Origin of the sequence: Micromonospora sp. RHAY321 (assembly GCF_023896955.1) — a bacterium.
In the GTDB taxonomy this organism is placed as follows: domain Bacteria; phylum Actinomycetota; class Actinomycetes; order Mycobacteriales; family Micromonosporaceae; genus Micromonospora.
In genome coordinates this window covers 14,642-30,437 of record NZ_JAMHIW010000024.1, presented here as the reverse complement: position 1 = coordinate 30,437, position 15,796 = coordinate 14,642, and the positions used below count along the sequence as shown (strand labels likewise).

Genomic DNA, 15,796 nt, shown 5'->3' with positions numbered 1-15,796 from the left:
CGGTGACAACGGCACCGGATTCGCGGGAACAATCGCGCCGATCGTGCCGTGCGCCCGGTTTCGAGCGGGTGTGACCGGGCTCACGTCCCTAATCGGCGACTCAGCCGACCCGGGCCGGACGCCACCGCGTCACGGCCGCCGGACGCAGCGCCGCGGTCATCGTGCGACGTGCCGGTAGCGTGTTCGGGCGCAGCCGGGCCGCCGCCGCGTACGCCTCCTCGGCGAGCGCCCGGGCCGAGGAGGCGGCCAGTTCCGCGTCCCGCCACGCCGACCGTTCCCGCCCGGCCGCGGCCCGGTAGTCGGCCAGCCGCGCGTCCCGGACCGCCCGGCTCAGCAGCGCCTCCTGCTCGACGGGGTGCCGGCGGGGATCCCAGCCGTTGCGGTGCGCGAAGACGTCACCGAGCTGCCGCATGGACAGGTCACCGCGCCAGTGCGCCTCCATCGCCGCACGATGCAGATAGCGCTCCCGGGCGGCGTACTCGGCGGGGGTCCGAGGGGTACGCGGGGTGGGCAGCGCGCCGGCCCCGTCGAACCGACGGGCGGCGGTGTCCGCCTCGTCGTACCTGGCCCAGGCCTGCTCCACCTGTTCCTGAGCGGTCAGCCAGTCGGCGCGCCGCCGGCGGGCGGTCTGCGCAGCGCCGGCAGCGGCGACGGCGACCTCCTCGGCGTACCGGCGCAGGTCGGCGGCCTCGGCCTCGGCCACCTCCCGGGCGCTCGGCGCCGGCGCCGGGTCGACCGCCGGCTGGTCCCGCTCCGGGCGGGCGACGAGCACGGCGAGCACGGTGAGAGCGAGCAGGAACAGGGCTGACCAGATGGCGGCGGCCTGCGGCACCTCGGTCAGGAAATGGTGGAAGACGACGGTCTCCATGGTCGGCACCTCGGGGAGAGAGTGATGCGATGAGGATCCGCACGGGCCACCGGCGGCGGGCCACGGGTCGGCGGGGTGCGGAGCGGATGAGTCGACAAGTGCGGCGGCGGGACGCGTCCCGGTGGCTCAGCGTGCGGGTGGGGCCCGGGGCGCCCGGCTGGCCGGGCCGGCAGAGCGGGGCAGCCGGCTGGCGCCGGCCGCGCGAACCGGCGCCGCGTCGACGGCGGCGGCCTGTTCAGCGAGGGGCGTTGCCTGCCCGTCGGTCGACCACGTCGGGCCGGCCTGCTCGACGGCTCCCTCGGCGCCGATCGGCGTCGTGTGTGCGGCACCGCCGGCCGGGGCGGGGCGGGGCGTGGGCGCGAGCAGCCCGGGGGTGAACGCCGTCGGCCCGGAGGCCGGCGCCATCGACCCGGAGGCGGTGGCGGGGGCCGTGCCCGCGCCGAGCGCGAGGGCGGCGACGACGGCGAGGCTGGTCAGCACACGTGTCGCCCAGCGCGCCACCCACCACAGCGGACAGGTGAGCGCGACCGGAAGCACGTACCCACGCTACCGTCGTGGCCGCCCGGGTGCATGGGTGCCGGGCGTGTCGGCGCACGCCGCGCCGACCAGGATGGACGGTGTCAGCGCGACTCGGCGTAGGTCGCTCGCTCGCCGGGTCGGTCCACTTCGACGTCGTGCGATCCGGTGGCCTCGGCCTCGGCCTCCGCACCACGAGCCTGCGCGGTGCCGCCGGGTTCGGTGCGGCCGGCTTGGGCGCCGCCGGTCCGCTGTCGCGGGACGACCGCCGGGCGGGCCGGGCGGCGCGGCGCGAGCCGCCGCATCATCGGGGTCTCCACGAAGCGATGCAGGAGCCCGGCGAGGACCAGGTTCACCAGCAGGAAGCCGAGCACCGCCGCCGGGCCGCGCCAGCCGCCGAAGCCGGTCCCCCAGTCCCCGGTCCACCGCAGCACGCTCGTCATCACCAGCACGTGCACCAGGTAGAAGGCGAACGAGACCTCGCCGAGCCACACCAGCGGCCGCGACCGCCACGGCGAGCGCAGCCCCCGCACGTCGGCGTCCGCGGCGGCGGTGATCACCAGCAGGTACGCCACCGCGAGCAGGGTGGTCCACAGCTCGGCGCGGATCCACTGGGCGGCGGCCAGCCAGGTGACCACGAAGATCAGGCTGGCCGCGGTCAACCCGGGGCCCCGCCAGAGCCCGCGGCGCATCAGCTCGGCCGCCACCGCGCCCAACCAGAACTCCAGCGACCGCACCGGCGGGAAGACCTGGGTGAACCACCAGCGGCTGGCCTCCGGCACCAGGTGCTGCGCCGGCCAGAGCGCGAGGATCAGCAGCGGCAACGCGACGACCAGCGTCCAGAGCAACGCCGGCCGGGAGCGGCGCAGCAACGGCAGGGCCAACGGCAGGCAGAGGTAGAAGAAGAACTCGCAGGACAGCGACCAGCTCACCGTGTTGATGCTGTAGAACCAGCCCGGCCGGGGGTCCCAGGCCTGCAGCAGCAGCAGGTTCTCCAGCGCGGCGGCCGGCAGCACCGGATCGGCGAACCACCAGGCGACCAGCAGCGCCGCGGCCCACAGCACCAGATGGTTCGGATAGATCTTGGCGACCCGGCGCCGCCAGAAGCTCCGCCGGGAGTCGCCCTGGCGGGCCGACCAGACCAGCACGAAGCCGCTGAGGATGAAGAAGAACTGCACCCCGGACAGGCCGAGGGTGAACAGCGTGTCGACCACGGCCCTGTAGTCCGGCTCGGTGATGATCCGCATGGTCCCGGCGTGGAAGCCGAAGACCAGCAACGCGGCGATCCACCGCAGCCCGGTCAGCGAGGGCAGCCGGGTGGCGGTGGGCGCGGGCCGGGCCGCCGACTCGGCGACGGTGCTCGTCATGCCGAGGTCCCGGCGCTCCGCAGGATCACCAGCACGTGCGTCTCCTCCTCGGCGCGGCGTCGGACGGCGCGACGGCGACGCCCACGGCGGCCGGGGCAGGGCCGCACCCGGGGCACCCTACCGGGTCACTCCAGGGTGAACCGGACGTGTCCCACCGGCGCCGGAGGGCCGCGTTAACCTTCCGCTCCGCGCAAGTTCAGGGATTCCACCTTCGTCGGCCACGTCAGGTTCCGAGCCCGGCCATCCGGGTCGTCGAAGGTGGCGGCGTGGTCAATGAGCCGACGCACGCACCGCTGCTGAGCATCGTCGTGCCCGTGTACGGCGTCGAGGCGTACCTCTACCAGTGCCTTGAGTCGATCCGGGCCGACGTACCGGCGGGCGAGGCGGGGGCGGTCGAACTGATCGCCGTCGACGACGCCTCCCCGGACGGCTGCGGCGCGATGCTGCGGTCGTACGCCGCCGGCCGCGACGGGGTCCGCGTCGTCCACCTGAGCAGCAACGTGGGCCTGGGCCTGGCCCGCAACGCCGGTCTCGACGTGGCCACCGGCCGGTACGTCTGGTTCGTCGACAGCGACGACTGGCTGCCGCCGGGCACCATCGCAGCGGTGCTGGACCGGCTGCGCCAGCACCAGCCCGACGTGCTGATGCTGGACCACCTGCGGGTGCACGAGGACGGCCGGCGTGAGGTCGACGCGAGCAGTCACCTGCTGCGCGGGATGCCCGGCGTGGCCCGTCTGGCCGACCAGCCGCAGCTGCTTCGTGTGCAGCACACCGCGTGGAACAAGGTGGTCCGCCGGGCCTTCCTCGACGAGCTGGAGCTGCGGTTCTTCCCCGGCTGGTACGAGGACATCCCGTTCAGCCACCCGCTGCTCATCGGCGCGGAGAAGATCTCCGTCCTCGACCAGGTCTGCTACCTGTACCGGCAGGGCCGGCAGGGTGCGATCACCTCCACCCGCAGCGGCCGGCACTTCGACGCCTTCGCGCAGTACGAACGGCTGATGGACTGGGCCCGGCGGCGGCATCCGGACGAGCAGTTGCAGGCCGAACTGTTCGAGTTGATGATCAGCCACCTCCTGGTGGTGGTCGGCAACGACGACCGGCTGCACCCGCACCTGCGGCGGGCCTTCTTCCATCGGGTGGCCGAGCACTACCGCCGCTACCTGCCCGCCGGTGGCTACCCGGTGCCACCGGGCGTGGCCGGGCTCAAGCACCGTCTGGTCGGCCGCGGTGACTACCTGTCGTACTCGGCGCTGCGTCAGGCGCACCGGGTCGCGGGCCGGCTGCGCCGGGGCGGCGCCACGGGGGATGCCGACAACGGTGCCGGGCCGGACCTCGGAGACGAGGACCCGGGCCGACCAGCCCGGTCCGCGGCCGCACCGGGCGAGCGCGCCGTCGAGAACACGGATCGGGTCGACGCGCTGGCCGGGCGCCGCCTGCCGTGACCCCCTCCACCGCACACCAGGCCGGGAGCCGGGTCGGCTCCCGGCGCCCTGGTTTTCCAGGTCCTCCGCCCGCCGGGCGGACGACGACAGCACCACCGCACCTCGGTGCGGGCGTACCTGAGCAGAGGTCGGAATGACGGCGACAATCAAGATCGGACCGCACGCGGTCGGTGCCGGGGAGCGACCCTTCGTGGTCGCCGAGATGTCCGGTAACCACAACGGCGACCTGGACCGGGCGCTGGCCATCGTCGACGCGGTGGCCGACAGCGGGGCACACGCCCTCAAGCTCCAGACGTACCGGCCGGACACGATCACGATCGACGTCGACACACCGGCGTTCCGCATCTCCAGCGGGCACGAGCTGTGGGGCGGGGAGAACCTGTACCGCCTCTACGAGCGGGCGCACACCCCGTACGAGTGGCACGCCCCGATCTTCGCGCGGGCCCGCGCACGGGGCCTGACCGTCTTCTCGTCGCCGTTCGACGCGACCGCCGTGGAGCTGCTGGAGTCGCTGGACGCGCCGGCGTACAAGATTGCTTCCTCGGAGCTGGTGGACCTGCCACTGATCCGGTTGGTGGCCTCCACCGGCAAGCCGATGGTGATCTCGACCGGGATGGCGACGGTGGCCGAGATCGACGCCGCCGTGCGGACCGCCCGCGACGGCGGTGCGGCGGGCATCGTGCTGCTGGCGTGCACGGCGTCCTACCCGGCGCCGCCGGCTGACAGCAACCTTCGCCGTTTGCCGGTGCTGGCCGGCGCGTTCGACGTGCCGGTGGGGCTCTCCGACCACACGCCCGGCATCGGGGTGGCGGTCGCGTCGGTGGCGCTGGGCGCCTGCTTCATCGAGAAGCACGTGACGCTGGACCGGGCCGACGGCGGCGTGGACTCCGACTTCTCACTGAACCCGTCGGAGCTGACGGCCCTGGTCGCCGAGTCGGGCCGGGCGTACGCGGCGCTGGGCGGCACCGCGATCGGCCCGACCCCCGCCGAGCGGGAGGGCCTGCGGTTCCGCCGTTCGCTCTTCGTGGTCGAGGACGTACGGGCCGGCGACCCGGTCACGGCCCACAACGTCCGGTCCATCCGGCCGGCCGGCGGGCTGGCACCGGTCGAGATCGACCGGGTCCTCGGTCGGACCTTCGCCACCGACGTGCCGCGCGGCACTCCCCTGAGCTGGGACCTGATCTGACGGGTGCACGCTCGACAGGAGACCCGGCACGCGAGCGGCGGTGCCGCCGGCCTCATCCCCGATGGAAGCCGGGCGCTGGGGCGAAGCCGACGGTGATCACCAGGTCGGCCAACCGCAGGGTCCGCCAGACCGCTGCGCCGTCGGCCGGCGTACCCAGACCGTAGCGGCGCCACCAGGCGACCACCGGCATGTCGGCCAGCTTGCAGCAGCACTCGGCCCGGGTCCAGCGCGCCCAGAAGTCGCCGGCGCCGAACCGGCGGGCCAGCGCCGGCGGCACCGGGGCGTCCGCGCGCTCCGCGTCGATCGCCACCCGCCACCCGGGCGCGGGCGGCCCGTACCAGCCCACGCAGCGTCCGTCGTCGAGGTGACTGCGGGTCACCGCGTCGGCCAGCGCGGCCGGGGTCCCGACGCGCAGGTGCCGCTCGGCGGCGGCCAGCAGCCCCGGCACCGGGCGCGGCCCGCCGGCGCCACCCGGCCGCGACGGCGCGACCGGGCCGGCGATGGTGACCGGCCCGGTCGCCGCTTCCGGCGGCACCGGTCGCAGGTCAGATGGAGGCGGCACCGTCCACCACGATGACCTGGCCGTTGATGTTGGTGTGCTCCCGCAGCAGCATCCGGACCACCGGTACGACCTCCACCGGCTCGGTCAGGTGGCCGGTCGGGGTGCGGCGCACGATCTGGTCGAGCTGGGTCGGGCCGAGCACCGCGGACATCTCCGAGGCGAAGAAACCGGGAGCGACCGCGTTGACCAGCATCCGACCACCCAGCTCCCGGGCGAGCGAGCGGGTGGCGGCGTCCATGCCGCCCTTGGTGGCCGAGTACGCGACCAGGCCCGGGAAGCCGCGCTGCGCGCAGATCGACGTGATGTTGACGATCCGCCCGCGCAGCCCCTTGCCGAGCATCCGCCGGATCACCAGCCGGGTCAGCTGCAGCGGCGCGGTCAGGTTGGTCTCGATGATCCGGGCGATGTCGTCGGTCGACGTGTGCACGTGCAGGGAGTCCTGCCCGACGGCGGCGTTGTTGACGATGCCGTCGATCGGGCCGAGGCGCTGCTCCACCTCGCGGACGAAGCCCTGGGCGGCGCGCAGGTCGGTGACGTCCACGGAGCCGACGTGCACCCGGTCGGGGTGCTCGGCGGCGAGCTTCTCCAGCTCCGGGGTGACCGTGCGGGCGAACGCGGCCACCCGTACGCCGTGGTCGAGCAGGTCGGTGACGATGGCCAGGCCCAGCCCCCGGGAGCCGCCGGAGACGAGAACCACGGAGCTGGGCGGGACGAGCTGGGTGTCGGCGAGGTCAGACATCGCTCTTCAGGGTCTCCTTGACGGGGATCTCGGTCAGCACGCGGATCCGGCGTGGCACCGCGTGCTCGGGCAGCCGCTCGGCGCACCAGCGGACCAGTGCGGCCTCGTCGGTGACGTCGGCGGCGGGGGTGAGGACCACCTCGGCGACCACCATCCGGCCGAGCACCGGGGCCCTGCGGCCGGTGACCCGGGCCCACGCCACCGCGGGATGCCCGGTCAGCACGCCGCGGACCACACCGGCGGAGACCTTGCTGCCGCCGACGTTGATCTCGTCGGAATCCAGCCGGCCGGTGATCAGCACCCGGTCGTCGACCACCTGCACGCGGTCCCCGGTGCGGACCGGGCCGGCCAGCCCGACCCCGTGGTACGGCGAGGTGACCACCAGCTCGTCGTTGTGAACGGAGAGGGTCGGCCGGCCGGGGGCCTCCCTGCCCAGCCAGGCGGCCGGGAACCCGGCTCGCCCGTCGTGCACCACGATGGACGCCCCCACCTCGGAGGACGCGTAGATCCAGGAGATCCGGGCGGCGGGGAAGACCTCCCGCAGCTGGTCCAGGATCGCCTGGTCCACCGGCTCCCCGCCGAGGGTGATCTGGCGCAACGGCACCCGGGCCAGCGCGGCGGCGTCCCGGTAGAGGGTGCGCCGCCAGAAGGTCGGCGTGCCGGAAGCGGCGTCGACCCCGTGCGCGGCGGCGACCGCCGGCCAGTCGTCCAACTCGTCCGGCTCGACGACCACCAGGTGCTGACCGGCCTGGGTCAGCGACAGGGTCACCACCTGCCACCAGGCGTACGTGCCGGGGGCGTAGGGGCAGAGCCAGGTCCGGTCCGGCTGGCCCGCCCGCACGGTGGTCAGCGTGTCGAGGGTGTGCCCGACCCGCTTGGGACGGCCGGTCGAGCCGGAGGTCAGCAGCCAGAGCCGGCCGGGTTCGGCGGCGCGTGGGCGGGGCGGCGCGCTGGGGTGCGCGCCGTCGTCGTCGAGGACGGTCACCGTGAACCCGGCGTCGAGCAGCTCCGCGCGCATGGCCGCGTCGACCCGGCCCACGGTGCTGAGCAGCAGCTCGGTGCCGTGCAGGGCGTGCTGCCGCGCGGCGGCGAGCGCGTGACCGGCGGAGTGCGCGAGCACCGCGGCCGGGTCGGGCAGCACCGGCGTCGGCAACGTCCCCCAGGTCATTGTGGTGCCGCCGACGACGAGCCGGTTGTCGGCGCCGGCCGGGCGCGCGCCGGCCGGGGGGTGGGGTGTCGCGACGGTCACTGCTGCTGGAGCTCGACGAGGAAGTCGAGGACGTCGGAGACGGTGGCGATGCGGCGCAGGCCGGGTGCGTCGAAGTTGAGCTCCTCCCCCGTCTCGTCCTCCACCCGCAGGGCCAGCTCGGAGAAGTCCAGCGAGCGGAAACCGATCTCCCGCAACTGCGCGCCGTCGTCGGCGGGCAGCTCCTTGTCCTGGTTCTTCAGCACCTGAGCCATGAGGTCGCGGATCTGCGCGCGACTCAATTCGTTCATGCGCCGGAGTCTACCTCCTGACGAATGGTCATTCGATTTCCCGGTGCGCCCGGGTAGGGTGCCGGAACCGGACGTGAACAGATCGGAAAGCGAGAGGTACGTGCTGCGCGAAGCGACGGCGGAAGACGTTCACCTGATGTTGTCCTGGCGTAATCAGGAAACCAACCGTCAGGTCAGCAAGACCAGCCACGAAATCACCGCCGACGAGCACGCCCGGTGGTGGTCGGCGGTCCGCGGGGACCCGTCCCGGCGGGTGCTCGTGTACGTCCGCGACGACCTGCCCTGCGGCGTGGTCACCTTCTTCGACCTGCGGTTGGACGGCACCCGGACCGGCGCGTGGGGCTTTTATCTCGACGCCGACGGGCTGGCCGAACGGGGCGAGACGCTGCCCGCGTGGCTGGCGGTGATGCGGGAGGCCGTGGAGTACGCCTTCGACGGGTTGCACCTGGACCGGCTCGACGGGGAGGTGCTGGCGCACAACACGGTCGTACGACAGATGAACCGACGTTTCCGATTCGTCGAGGGCACCCCGCGACAGGAGCTGTCCGACGGGCGGGAAATCACCGTCATACCGATTTCGCTGGCCCGGGCCGATCGTCGGCAGCGCTGATTCCGGTACGCATTTCCGCAATCGTCCGATACCATTAACCGGCCGTGTGTCCGGTGGACATCGACTGTTCACGAAAAGCGATGCCCACCGGAGCGCGGGCGGTCAGGCCCGCCGCCACGCCGCCCAGTTCTGGCGCACATTGCCACCGAGCCGGACGAAGCCGTACGCCGCGCCGTCCCAGTCGTCGGGTTGACCGGGCGCCCAGCGGGCGAACACCACCTGCGCCGCGGCCGGCGGCTGCTCCCGGAACCACCGCACGTCGGTCCACGTCACCTGGTGGCTGAGGTTGAACCGCTGGATGTAGTGCACGCCCGTGGAGGCCCAGACCCGCTCGCCGGGACGGACCCCGACATCGGCCACCCACGGGGTCGGCGCGGTGCTCGCCACCATCGGCCGGACCAACCGCTGGTCGATCACCTGCATGGTGACGAGGTTGACCACGACCAGGGCGCCGAGCACCGGCAGCCGCAGCCGGGGCACCCGGACCGCCGCGACGAGCAGCACGCAACCGGCGATGCCGATCAGCGACCCGACGACCGGTCGGAACTCCCGCCAGCCGCCGGTCAGCGCCATCAGGTCCGGTGCGCCGAAGCCGCCGTAACGCAGCGAGTGCCCCCGGCTGGCGACGTACGCGAGGCGGACGGCGATCAGCGCGCCGCCGGCGACCAGCAGGGCCACCGCGACGGCGGCCCGGCGCAGCACGACCCGGCGGCCGGCGGTGAGCAGCACTCCCAGCCCGACCAGCAACCAGAACGGGGCCAGCATCTGCACGTAGCGGCCGTAGATGGCGTCCAGCGGTTTCCCGGTGATGCCCGCCAGGATCACCGACGCACCGCTGGCCACTCCGACGCTCACCACCAGCGCCACGCCCATCGTCCAGCGGGTGGCGTCGCCGCGCCGGGGGCGCCACAGCTCACGGACGGCGGCGGCCCAGGCGACCCCGGCCATGCCGAACGTGATCACCACGAGGTACCAGAGCTGGGTGGTGACCGCCGCGCCGACCCGGACCACGCCCGCGCCGGAGGCGACCGCGTCGACCACGCTGCCGCCCGGGGTGCTGCCGAGCAGGTAGACCTTGTCCCCGAGCAGCCGGATGCCGGCCTCGTTGACCAGCGCCAGGGCGAGCACCGGCAGCAGCGCCGCGAGCACCGCGGCCGGCGTGATCCGGCGGCGGACCAGCAGCAGCAGGACCAGCCCGGCGTGCACCGCCACGATCACCAGGCCGCGGGAGTGCAGGAGGTGGAACGCGCCGACCAGCAGGCCGACGGTGGCCGCGGCGACCGGCCCGGGCCGCTCGATCCAGCGGTGCACGGCGAGCAGCCAGGCGACCACCAGCGGCGCCATCACCGTGTCGATCATGGCGACGCCGGAGTAGAAGGCGGTGGCCGGCAGGGTCGCGGCCACCACGGCCCCGAGCAGGGCGTACGACCGGCGCAGTTGGAGCAGTCGCCGGCCGAGCAGGTACGCCAGCGGCAGCAGCGTCGAGTTGACCATCGCGTTGATCAGGTGGACCAGCCGGTAGCTGTCGCTGAAGTCCCGGTCGCCGAGGAACGCGGGCGAGATCAGCATCGGGTAGCCCACCCGGCGCAGAAGGTCGTTCTCGCTGCTGAACCCGCCCGGCCCGCCGGCCAGCGCCCGGGCGGTGTTGAGGTAGCTGTCCTCGTCGGTGTGCGCGATCGGCAGCACGATGTGCCGGGACAGCCACATCCGCCAGGCGACGCTGAGCACCCAGCCGACGAGCAACAGCAGCGGGACCAGCCAGCGCCGCCCGACCGTGGCCGGCTGCGTCCCGGCCGGGACCGCCGGCCGTTCCATCACGTCGCTGCCGGATGCCATCAACGCCTCCTGAACTGCCGGCGGACCGGGCCGGTGCACGCCGGTGACGCTCGGGGTGAACCGCTCGCGCCGGGGTGGCGCGACGGTCGGGTGAACGCGGGAACCGACGGCACGCAGGGGCGGACGGGTCGCTCGCGCGGCCACTGTAACGGCCGGATCGAGCCTGGTCAGGCCGCTTCGCGGGTGGCCGGAAGTGTTCGCCTACCCGGTGCCCGGCATTCACGGGGGCAGGGGAAGCGGTTAACCCGCGAGCGCCGGCCCGTTAACCCGCCGCGGTTAACGTCTCACCCCGGTCGGCCGGCCGAGGGCCGCCCGTTCATCCACGATCACGGGAGCACCAAATTGAGTGAGTTGAATGGATCGTCCATTCTGATCACCGGAGGAACGGGTTCCTTCGGCAGGACGTTCCTCCGGCACATCCTCACCGAAGCCGACCCCGCCCGGGTGGTGGTGTTCTCCCGCGACGAGCTCAAGCAGTACGAGCTGCGCCAGCAGCTCGGTGACGACCCTCGGCTGCGCTGGTTCATCGGCGACATCCGGGACCGCCACCGCCTCACCCGGGCCATGCACGGCGTGCAGCACGTGGTGCACGCCGCCGCCCTGAAGCAGGTGGACACCGCGGAGTACAACCCCTCCGAGTACATCGCCACCAACATCACCGGCTCGCAGCACGTGGTCGACGCCGCCATCGAGGCCGGGGTGCGGAAGGTCATCGCGCTCTCCACCGACAAGGCGTCCAGCCCGATCAACCTGTACGGCGCGACGAAGCTCGTCGGCGACAAGCTGTTCGTCTCGGCCAACCACTACGCCGCCCACCACCCGACCCGGTTCGCGGTGGTCCGCTACGGCAACGTGGTCGGCAGCCGGGGTTCGGTGGTCCCGCTGTTCAGCCGGCTGGCGGCCGAGGGCAAGAGCCTGCCGATCACCGACAAGCGGATGACCCGTTTCTGGATCACGCTGGAGCAGGCCGTCCAGTTCGTCATGGACTCGTTCGACCAGATGCAGGGCGGCGAGCTGTTCGTGCCGCGGATCCCCAGCATGCGGATTCTCGACCTGGTCGAGGCGGTCGCACCGGAGGCCACCACGCACGAGATCGGCATCCGGCCCGGCGAGAAGCTGCACGAGGAGATGATCGCGCCGGACGACAGCCGGCGGACGCTGCGCGCCAAGGACCGGTACATCGTCCAGCCGACCATCGCCGGCTGGGGCTACCAGCCGCCGGTCGACTGCGAGCCGGTGCCGGACGGCTTCGCCTACCAGTCGGACACCAACGACGAGTGGCTCAGCGTCGACCAGCTGCGCGACATGCTCGGTCTCACCGCATGACGGGGATGCTCCCGTACGGCCGGCACTCCGTCACCGAGGACGACGTGGCCGCCGTGGCCGGTGTGCTGCGCGGCGACTGGCTCACCACCGGGCCGCAGGTCGACGCGTTCGAGGCCGACCTCTCGGCGTGGACCGGCGGCGCGGGCTGCGCCACCGTCTCCAACGGCACCGCGGCGCTGCACGTGGCGTACGCGGCGGCCGGCGTCGGCCCCGGCGACGAGGTGATCGTGCCGCCGATGACGTTCGTGGCGACCGCCAGCAGCGCCGTCGCGCTCGGTGCCAAGATCGTCTTTGCCGATGTCGAGGAGGAGACCTTCACGCTCGACCCGGCGGCGGTGGCCGCCGCGACCACCGCCCGCACCCGGGTGGTGTCCGCCGTCGACTACGCCGGCCACCCGGCCGACTACGACGCGCTGCGCACCGCGATGGGCGGGCACGACGCCCTGCTGCTCGCCGACGCCGCGCACTCCATCGGCGCCAGCTACAAGGGTCGCCCGGTCGGGACGCTGGCCGACCTGACCACCCTGTCGTTCTTCCCCACCAAGAACCTCACCACCGCCGAGGGCGGCGCCGTGGCCACCCCGCACCCGGAGCTGCTGAAGCGGGCCCGCCGGTTCCGCAACATCGGCCTGGTCCGCGAGCGCGACGAGCAGCGGTGGCCGGACGAGGGCGGCTGGCACCAGGAGGTGCACGAGTTCGGGCTGAACTACCGCCTGCCGGACGTGCTCTGCGCGCTGGGCCGCAGCCAGCTGCGCCGGCTCGGTCAGTTCCTGGACCGCCGGGACCGGCTGGTGGCCCGCTACGACGAGGCCCTCGCCGACCTGCCGGGCGTCCGGCTGCCGGGCCGCCGGTCGTGGGCGCGACCCGCCTGGCACCTCTACCCGATCCGGGTGCTCGACGGCCGTCGCCGCGAGGTGTACGACCGGATGCGCGCCGCCGGCATCGGCGTGCAGGTCAACTACATCCCCGTGCACTGGCACCCGGCCTTCGCGGACCTGGGCTACCGGCGCGGATCCTGCCCGGTGGCCGAGTCGTTCTACTCCCAGCAGCTGTCGCTGCCGCTCTACCCGGGACTCAGCGACGCCGACCAGGACCGCGTCATCGACGCGCTGACCGCGGCCCTGCGGGCCGGCTCGGTGCGTTCCGCCGCCTGATGGGAACCTGATGCACCACGCCAACCACTTCTACGGCCACGCCCACGTGCTGGCCCGGTACGCCGGCCTCGGCGACCGGCACCCACCGCGGATCAACGGGTACGTGCAGCACGGCTGGAACATCGGCGACGGCCTGGCCCCCGGCCACCCGTACGCCGACCGCACCCCGAGCCTGCTCTGGTCGGAGCAGACCCGCCGCCGGGCCTGGTCGGTGGGGCGGCGCAACGTGGTCGTGATCGGCGCCCCGTTCGTCTACCTGCTGGCCATGCGGCCCGAGGATCCGCCCGCCGAGGAACGGGAGGGCACCATCTGGTACCCGTTCCACGGCTGGGAGGGCCAGCACGTCAAGGGTGACCACCGCGCGCTGATCGCCCGTATCCGGGACACCGAGCCCGGCCCCGTGACGGTCTGCCTCTACTGGCACGAGTACGGCATGCGCAACGTCCGCCGCCTCTACGAACGCGCCGGCTTCCGCGTGATCTGCCACGGTTACCGGGGGCACTGGTGGAAGGACACCGACCCCGAGTTCCTCGACAACCAGCTGACCGAGCTGCGCCGGCATCGCCGGGTAGCGTCCAACCGGTTGACCAGCGCCATCTTCTACGGCATCGCGGCGGGCTGCGAACCGGCGGTCTACGGCGACCCGATGGTCCTGTCCAACGAGGATCCGACCTTCGGCGGGACCGCCCGCATCCGGCGGCAGTGGCCGGAGCTGCACGGCGCCGCGGTCGACCTGCCCACCGCGGTCGAGATCGCCCGCGCCGAGCTGGGCACGGACCACCGCTGCACGCCGGCCGAGCTGCGCGAGCTGCTCGGTTGGGCGCACCTCCAGGAGGAAGAGGAAGACCGTGACGACTGAGACGGCACCCGCCGGCCGGATGACCCTGCCGGGCGGCGAGATGCTGGCCTGGTCCGACCTGCCGAAGGAGCGGTTGGCCGACGGCGGGCCGCTGGCCGCTCTGGTCGCCCGGATCGTGCCGGCCGGTGCGCGGGTCCTGCTGGCCGGGCCGCACGACCCGGCGCTGCTGGACCGGCTCGCCCACGCCGAGGTGACCTGCCTGCTGCGCAGCCACCCGGACGCGGTGGCGCTGGCCCAGCGGGCCGCCCGGGTGGTGGTGGGTGGCCCGGGTGGGCTGCCCGACGACGACACGTACGACGTGGTGATCGCCGGTGCCGGGCTGGACCCGGTGGAGTCGGTGGAGGGCGCCCGGTTCGGCTGGGACGGGGTGCTGGCGCGCCTGGCCGCCGCCGTACGGCCCGGTGGCGCTCTGCTGCTGCGCCTGGACAACCCGCTCGGCCTGCAACGAATGGTCGCCGCCACCCCCTGGTACGCCGACCGGGACGACTCCGCCTGGGTGATCGGCGGCGTGCTGGACCGGACCCACCCGGCCAACCGGGAGCAGCTGCGCCAGCGGCTCACCGGCTCCGGGCTGCTGCCGACCGCCTGCTGGGCCGCGTACCCCGCCGCCGGCAGCGCGACGGCGCTGCTCGACGCCGACCAGCTCGACCGGGACACCGGGTCCGGGCTCTTCGACGCGGTGCTGCACGGCGCCTGCGCGGGCGGTTCGACCACCGCGCCGGTGCTCCAGGACCCGGCCCGGCTGGCCGTGGACGCGCTGCACGCCGGGCGCGCCGCCGACCTCGCGCCGGGCTGGCTGATGCTGGCCCGGCGACCCGGTGGGCCGGAGGACCCGGCCACACCGGCCGGCAGCGGAGACCTGCCGACGGTGCTGGCGCAGACCGGGCCGACCGGGATCGGCGTGCTGGAGGTGCTGCACGGCCCGTCCGGATGGCGGTGGGGGCTCGCCGCGCCGACCGACGCGAGGGTGCCGGCCGCCGCGCCGTTCGCCAGCCGCGAGGCCGCGTACCGGGATCCCGACGCGCTGACCGGGCCGGTGCCGTCCGGGCGGCTGCTGCGTACCCTGCTGCTCGACGCGGCGCTGCGCCGCGACCTGGCGACGCTGCGCACGCTGCTCCAGGGGTACGCGGGCTGGCTCGCCGGCCAGACCGACGACGACGGCCGGATCGCCGGAGCGGGCGCGCTGGCCAGCACCGACAACGTCGTGGTCGACGGGGACCGCTACGCGGTGCTCGACCCGAGCTGGCGGGCCACCGCCGCGTTGCCCGGCGACGTGGTGCTGGCACGCGGGCTGTGGCGCTTCGCGACGGAGCTGCTCACCGGCGGATACGCCAACCCGTGGTCGTCCACCCTCGACGTGGCGGGACTGACCGTGGTGCTCGGCGGGCTCGCCGGCCACGACCTGTCCCGGGACACCGTGGCGCAGGCGGTGGAGGCCGAGGCGGCGATCACCGCGGCGCTGCACGGGCTGGACACCGACGGCCGGGGCAGCCTGGCCACCCGGCTGCACGCCATCGAGCCGACCGATCCGCCGGTCGGTGCGCACAGCTACCAGCAACTGCGGGAGGCGTGGCTGCGCCAGCGTGAGGAGATCAGCCGGCTCGCCTCCCTGGCCAGGTGGACCGACGAACTGCTCACCTCGCGGGAGCGGGCGCTGCGCCGGGCCGAGACGACGATCAGTCTGCTCAGCGGTTCGCTCAGCTACCGGGTCGGCCGGCTCGCCATCACCCCGGCGCGGCTGGCCAAGCGGGGCGCCCGTGCCGCCAAGCGCCGCGCCCGCTGGGCGCTCGCCCCGAAGCAGGAGGAGCAGCAGTGAACGGCCACGACGGCGCGC

General features: G+C 73.8%; 15 protein-coding genes. 7 read left to right on the top strand and 8 right to left on the bottom strand.

Features of this window, described 5'->3' with window-relative positions:
• Nucleotides 1-100: 100 nt before the first annotated feature.
• The 3 genes from M8C17_RS29925 to M8C17_RS29915 all read right to left on the bottom strand — a co-directional run bounded on the left by M8C17_RS29925 (nucleotide 101) and on the right by M8C17_RS29915 (nucleotide 2,751).
• On the bottom strand, nucleotides 101-868 hold the full coding sequence (locus M8C17_RS29925; protein ID WP_252419930.1) for a hypothetical protein: 768 nt from the start codon (nucleotides 866-868) through the stop codon (nucleotides 101-103).
• 126 nt (nucleotides 869-994) lie between these two features.
• The gene (locus M8C17_RS29920; protein WP_252419929.1) at nucleotides 995-1,405 is read right to left on the bottom strand and encodes a hypothetical protein; all 411 of its coding nucleotides are present in this window, start codon (nucleotides 1,403-1,405) and stop codon (nucleotides 995-997) included.
• Between the two features lie 83 nt (nucleotides 1,406-1,488).
• A complete protein-coding gene (locus M8C17_RS29915) occupies nucleotides 1,489-2,751 on the bottom strand; it encodes an acyltransferase (RefSeq protein ID WP_252419928.1) in 1,263 nt (420 codons plus the stop codon).
• Nucleotides 2,752-3,017: 266 nt separating this feature from the next.
• Between M8C17_RS29915 and M8C17_RS29910 the strand changes: the two genes are divergently transcribed.
• Both M8C17_RS29910 and pseI read left to right on the top strand, forming a co-directional pair.
• Nucleotides 3,018-4,193 carry a glycosyltransferase gene (locus tag M8C17_RS29910; RefSeq protein ID WP_252419927.1) on the top strand — a complete coding sequence of 392 codons (1,176 nt, stop codon included), beginning with the start codon at nucleotides 3,018-3,020 and terminating at the stop codon, nucleotides 4,191-4,193.
• Between the two features lie 133 nt (nucleotides 4,194-4,326).
• Nucleotides 4,327-5,379 (top strand): pseudaminic acid synthase, encoded by a 1,053-nt coding sequence (pseI, locus tag M8C17_RS29905; protein ID WP_252419926.1) that lies wholly within the window; start codon nucleotides 4,327-4,329, stop codon nucleotides 5,377-5,379.
• Nucleotides 5,380-5,431: 52 nt separating this feature from the next.
• Here the strand turns inward: pseI and M8C17_RS29900 are convergent, their stop codons facing one another.
• The 4 genes from M8C17_RS29900 to M8C17_RS29885 are packed head-to-tail and all read right to left on the bottom strand — an operon-like array spanning nucleotide 5,432 to nucleotide 8,177.
• Nucleotides 5,432-5,941: a hypothetical protein gene (locus tag M8C17_RS29900; RefSeq protein ID WP_252419925.1), complete on the bottom strand. Its 510-nt coding sequence runs from the start codon at nucleotides 5,939-5,941 to the stop codon at nucleotides 5,432-5,434.
• Nucleotides 5,925-6,680: an SDR family NAD(P)-dependent oxidoreductase gene (locus M8C17_RS29895; protein ID WP_252419924.1), complete on the bottom strand. Its 756-nt coding sequence runs from the start codon at nucleotides 6,678-6,680 to the stop codon at nucleotides 5,925-5,927. Before M8C17_RS29895 ends, M8C17_RS29900 begins: the two co-directional genes overlap by 17 nt.
• Entirely contained in the window at nucleotides 6,673-7,929 is a 1,257-nt protein-coding gene (locus tag M8C17_RS29890) for an AMP-binding protein (RefSeq protein WP_252419923.1), read from the bottom strand. The genes M8C17_RS29895 and M8C17_RS29890 overlap by 8 nt, the downstream gene beginning before the upstream one ends.
• Nucleotides 7,926-8,177 (bottom strand): acyl carrier protein, encoded by a 252-nt coding sequence (locus M8C17_RS29885; RefSeq protein WP_252419922.1) that lies wholly within the window; start codon nucleotides 8,175-8,177, stop codon nucleotides 7,926-7,928. Before M8C17_RS29885 ends, M8C17_RS29890 begins: the two co-directional genes overlap by 4 nt.
• 73 nt (nucleotides 8,178-8,250) lie before the next feature.
• Between M8C17_RS29885 and M8C17_RS29880 the strand changes: the two genes are divergently transcribed.
• Nucleotides 8,251-8,787, top strand: a complete 537-nt coding sequence (locus tag M8C17_RS29880) for a GNAT family N-acetyltransferase (protein WP_252419921.1) — start codon at nucleotides 8,251-8,253, stop codon at nucleotides 8,785-8,787.
• Between the two features lie 102 nt (nucleotides 8,788-8,889).
• Here the strand turns inward: M8C17_RS29880 and M8C17_RS29875 are convergent, their stop codons facing one another.
• A complete protein-coding gene (locus M8C17_RS29875; RefSeq protein ID WP_252419920.1) occupies nucleotides 8,890-10,623 on the bottom strand; it encodes a hypothetical protein in 1,734 nt (577 codons plus the stop codon).
• Nucleotides 10,624-10,965: 342 nt separating this feature from the next.
• Here M8C17_RS29875 and pseB point away from each other — a divergent pair, with 342 nt between their 5' ends.
• From pseB to M8C17_RS29855, 4 genes are read left to right on the top strand one after another with little or no spacing between them, the layout of a single operon-like run.
• On the top strand, nucleotides 10,966-11,949 hold the full coding sequence (pseB, locus tag M8C17_RS29870; RefSeq protein ID WP_252419919.1) for a UDP-N-acetylglucosamine 4,6-dehydratase (inverting): 984 nt from the start codon (nucleotides 10,966-10,968) through the stop codon (nucleotides 11,947-11,949).
• Nucleotides 11,946-13,103 carry a DegT/DnrJ/EryC1/StrS aminotransferase family protein gene (locus M8C17_RS29865; protein WP_252419918.1) on the top strand — a complete coding sequence of 386 codons (1,158 nt, stop codon included), beginning with the start codon at nucleotides 11,946-11,948 and terminating at the stop codon, nucleotides 13,101-13,103. Before pseB ends, M8C17_RS29865 begins: the two co-directional genes overlap by 4 nt.
• 10 nt (nucleotides 13,104-13,113) lie before the next feature.
• Nucleotides 13,114-13,962 (top strand): hypothetical protein, encoded by an 849-nt coding sequence (locus tag M8C17_RS29860; protein ID WP_252419917.1) that lies wholly within the window; start codon nucleotides 13,114-13,116, stop codon nucleotides 13,960-13,962.
• On the top strand, nucleotides 13,952-15,778 hold the full coding sequence (locus M8C17_RS29855) for a class I SAM-dependent methyltransferase (protein ID WP_252419916.1): 1,827 nt from the start codon (nucleotides 13,952-13,954) through the stop codon (nucleotides 15,776-15,778). Before M8C17_RS29860 ends, M8C17_RS29855 begins: the two co-directional genes overlap by 11 nt.
• Nucleotides 15,779-15,796 lie beyond the last annotated feature (18 nt).

What these genes read in the sequence shown, in the direction of transcription:
- M8C17_RS29895 (WP_252419924.1), bottom strand. Translation starts at nt 6,680, where the DNA reads ATGTCTGACCTCGCCGACACCCAGCTCGTCCCGCCCAGCTCCGTGGTT.
- M8C17_RS29875 (WP_252419920.1), bottom strand. Translation starts at nt 10,623, where the DNA reads ATGGCATCCGGCAGCGACGTGATGGAACGGCCGGCGGTCCCGGCCGGG.
- M8C17_RS29885 (WP_252419922.1), bottom strand. Translation starts at nt 8,177, where the DNA reads ATGAACGAATTGAGTCGCGCGCAGATCCGCGACCTCATGGCTCAGGTG.
- pseI (WP_252419926.1), top strand. Translation starts at nt 4,327, where the DNA reads ATGACGGCGACAATCAAGATCGGACCGCACGCGGTCGGTGCCGGGGAG.
- M8C17_RS29925 (WP_252419930.1), bottom strand. Translation starts at nt 868, where the DNA reads ATGGAGACCGTCGTCTTCCACCATTTCCTGACCGAGGTGCCGCAGGCC.
- M8C17_RS29860 (WP_252419917.1), top strand. Translation starts at nt 13,114, where the DNA reads ATGCACCACGCCAACCACTTCTACGGCCACGCCCACGTGCTGGCCCGG.
- M8C17_RS29915 (WP_252419928.1), bottom strand. Translation starts at nt 2,751, where the DNA reads ATGACGAGCACCGTCGCCGAGTCGGCGGCCCGGCCCGCGCCCACCGCC.
- M8C17_RS29865 (WP_252419918.1), top strand. Translation starts at nt 11,946, where the DNA reads ATGACGGGGATGCTCCCGTACGGCCGGCACTCCGTCACCGAGGACGAC.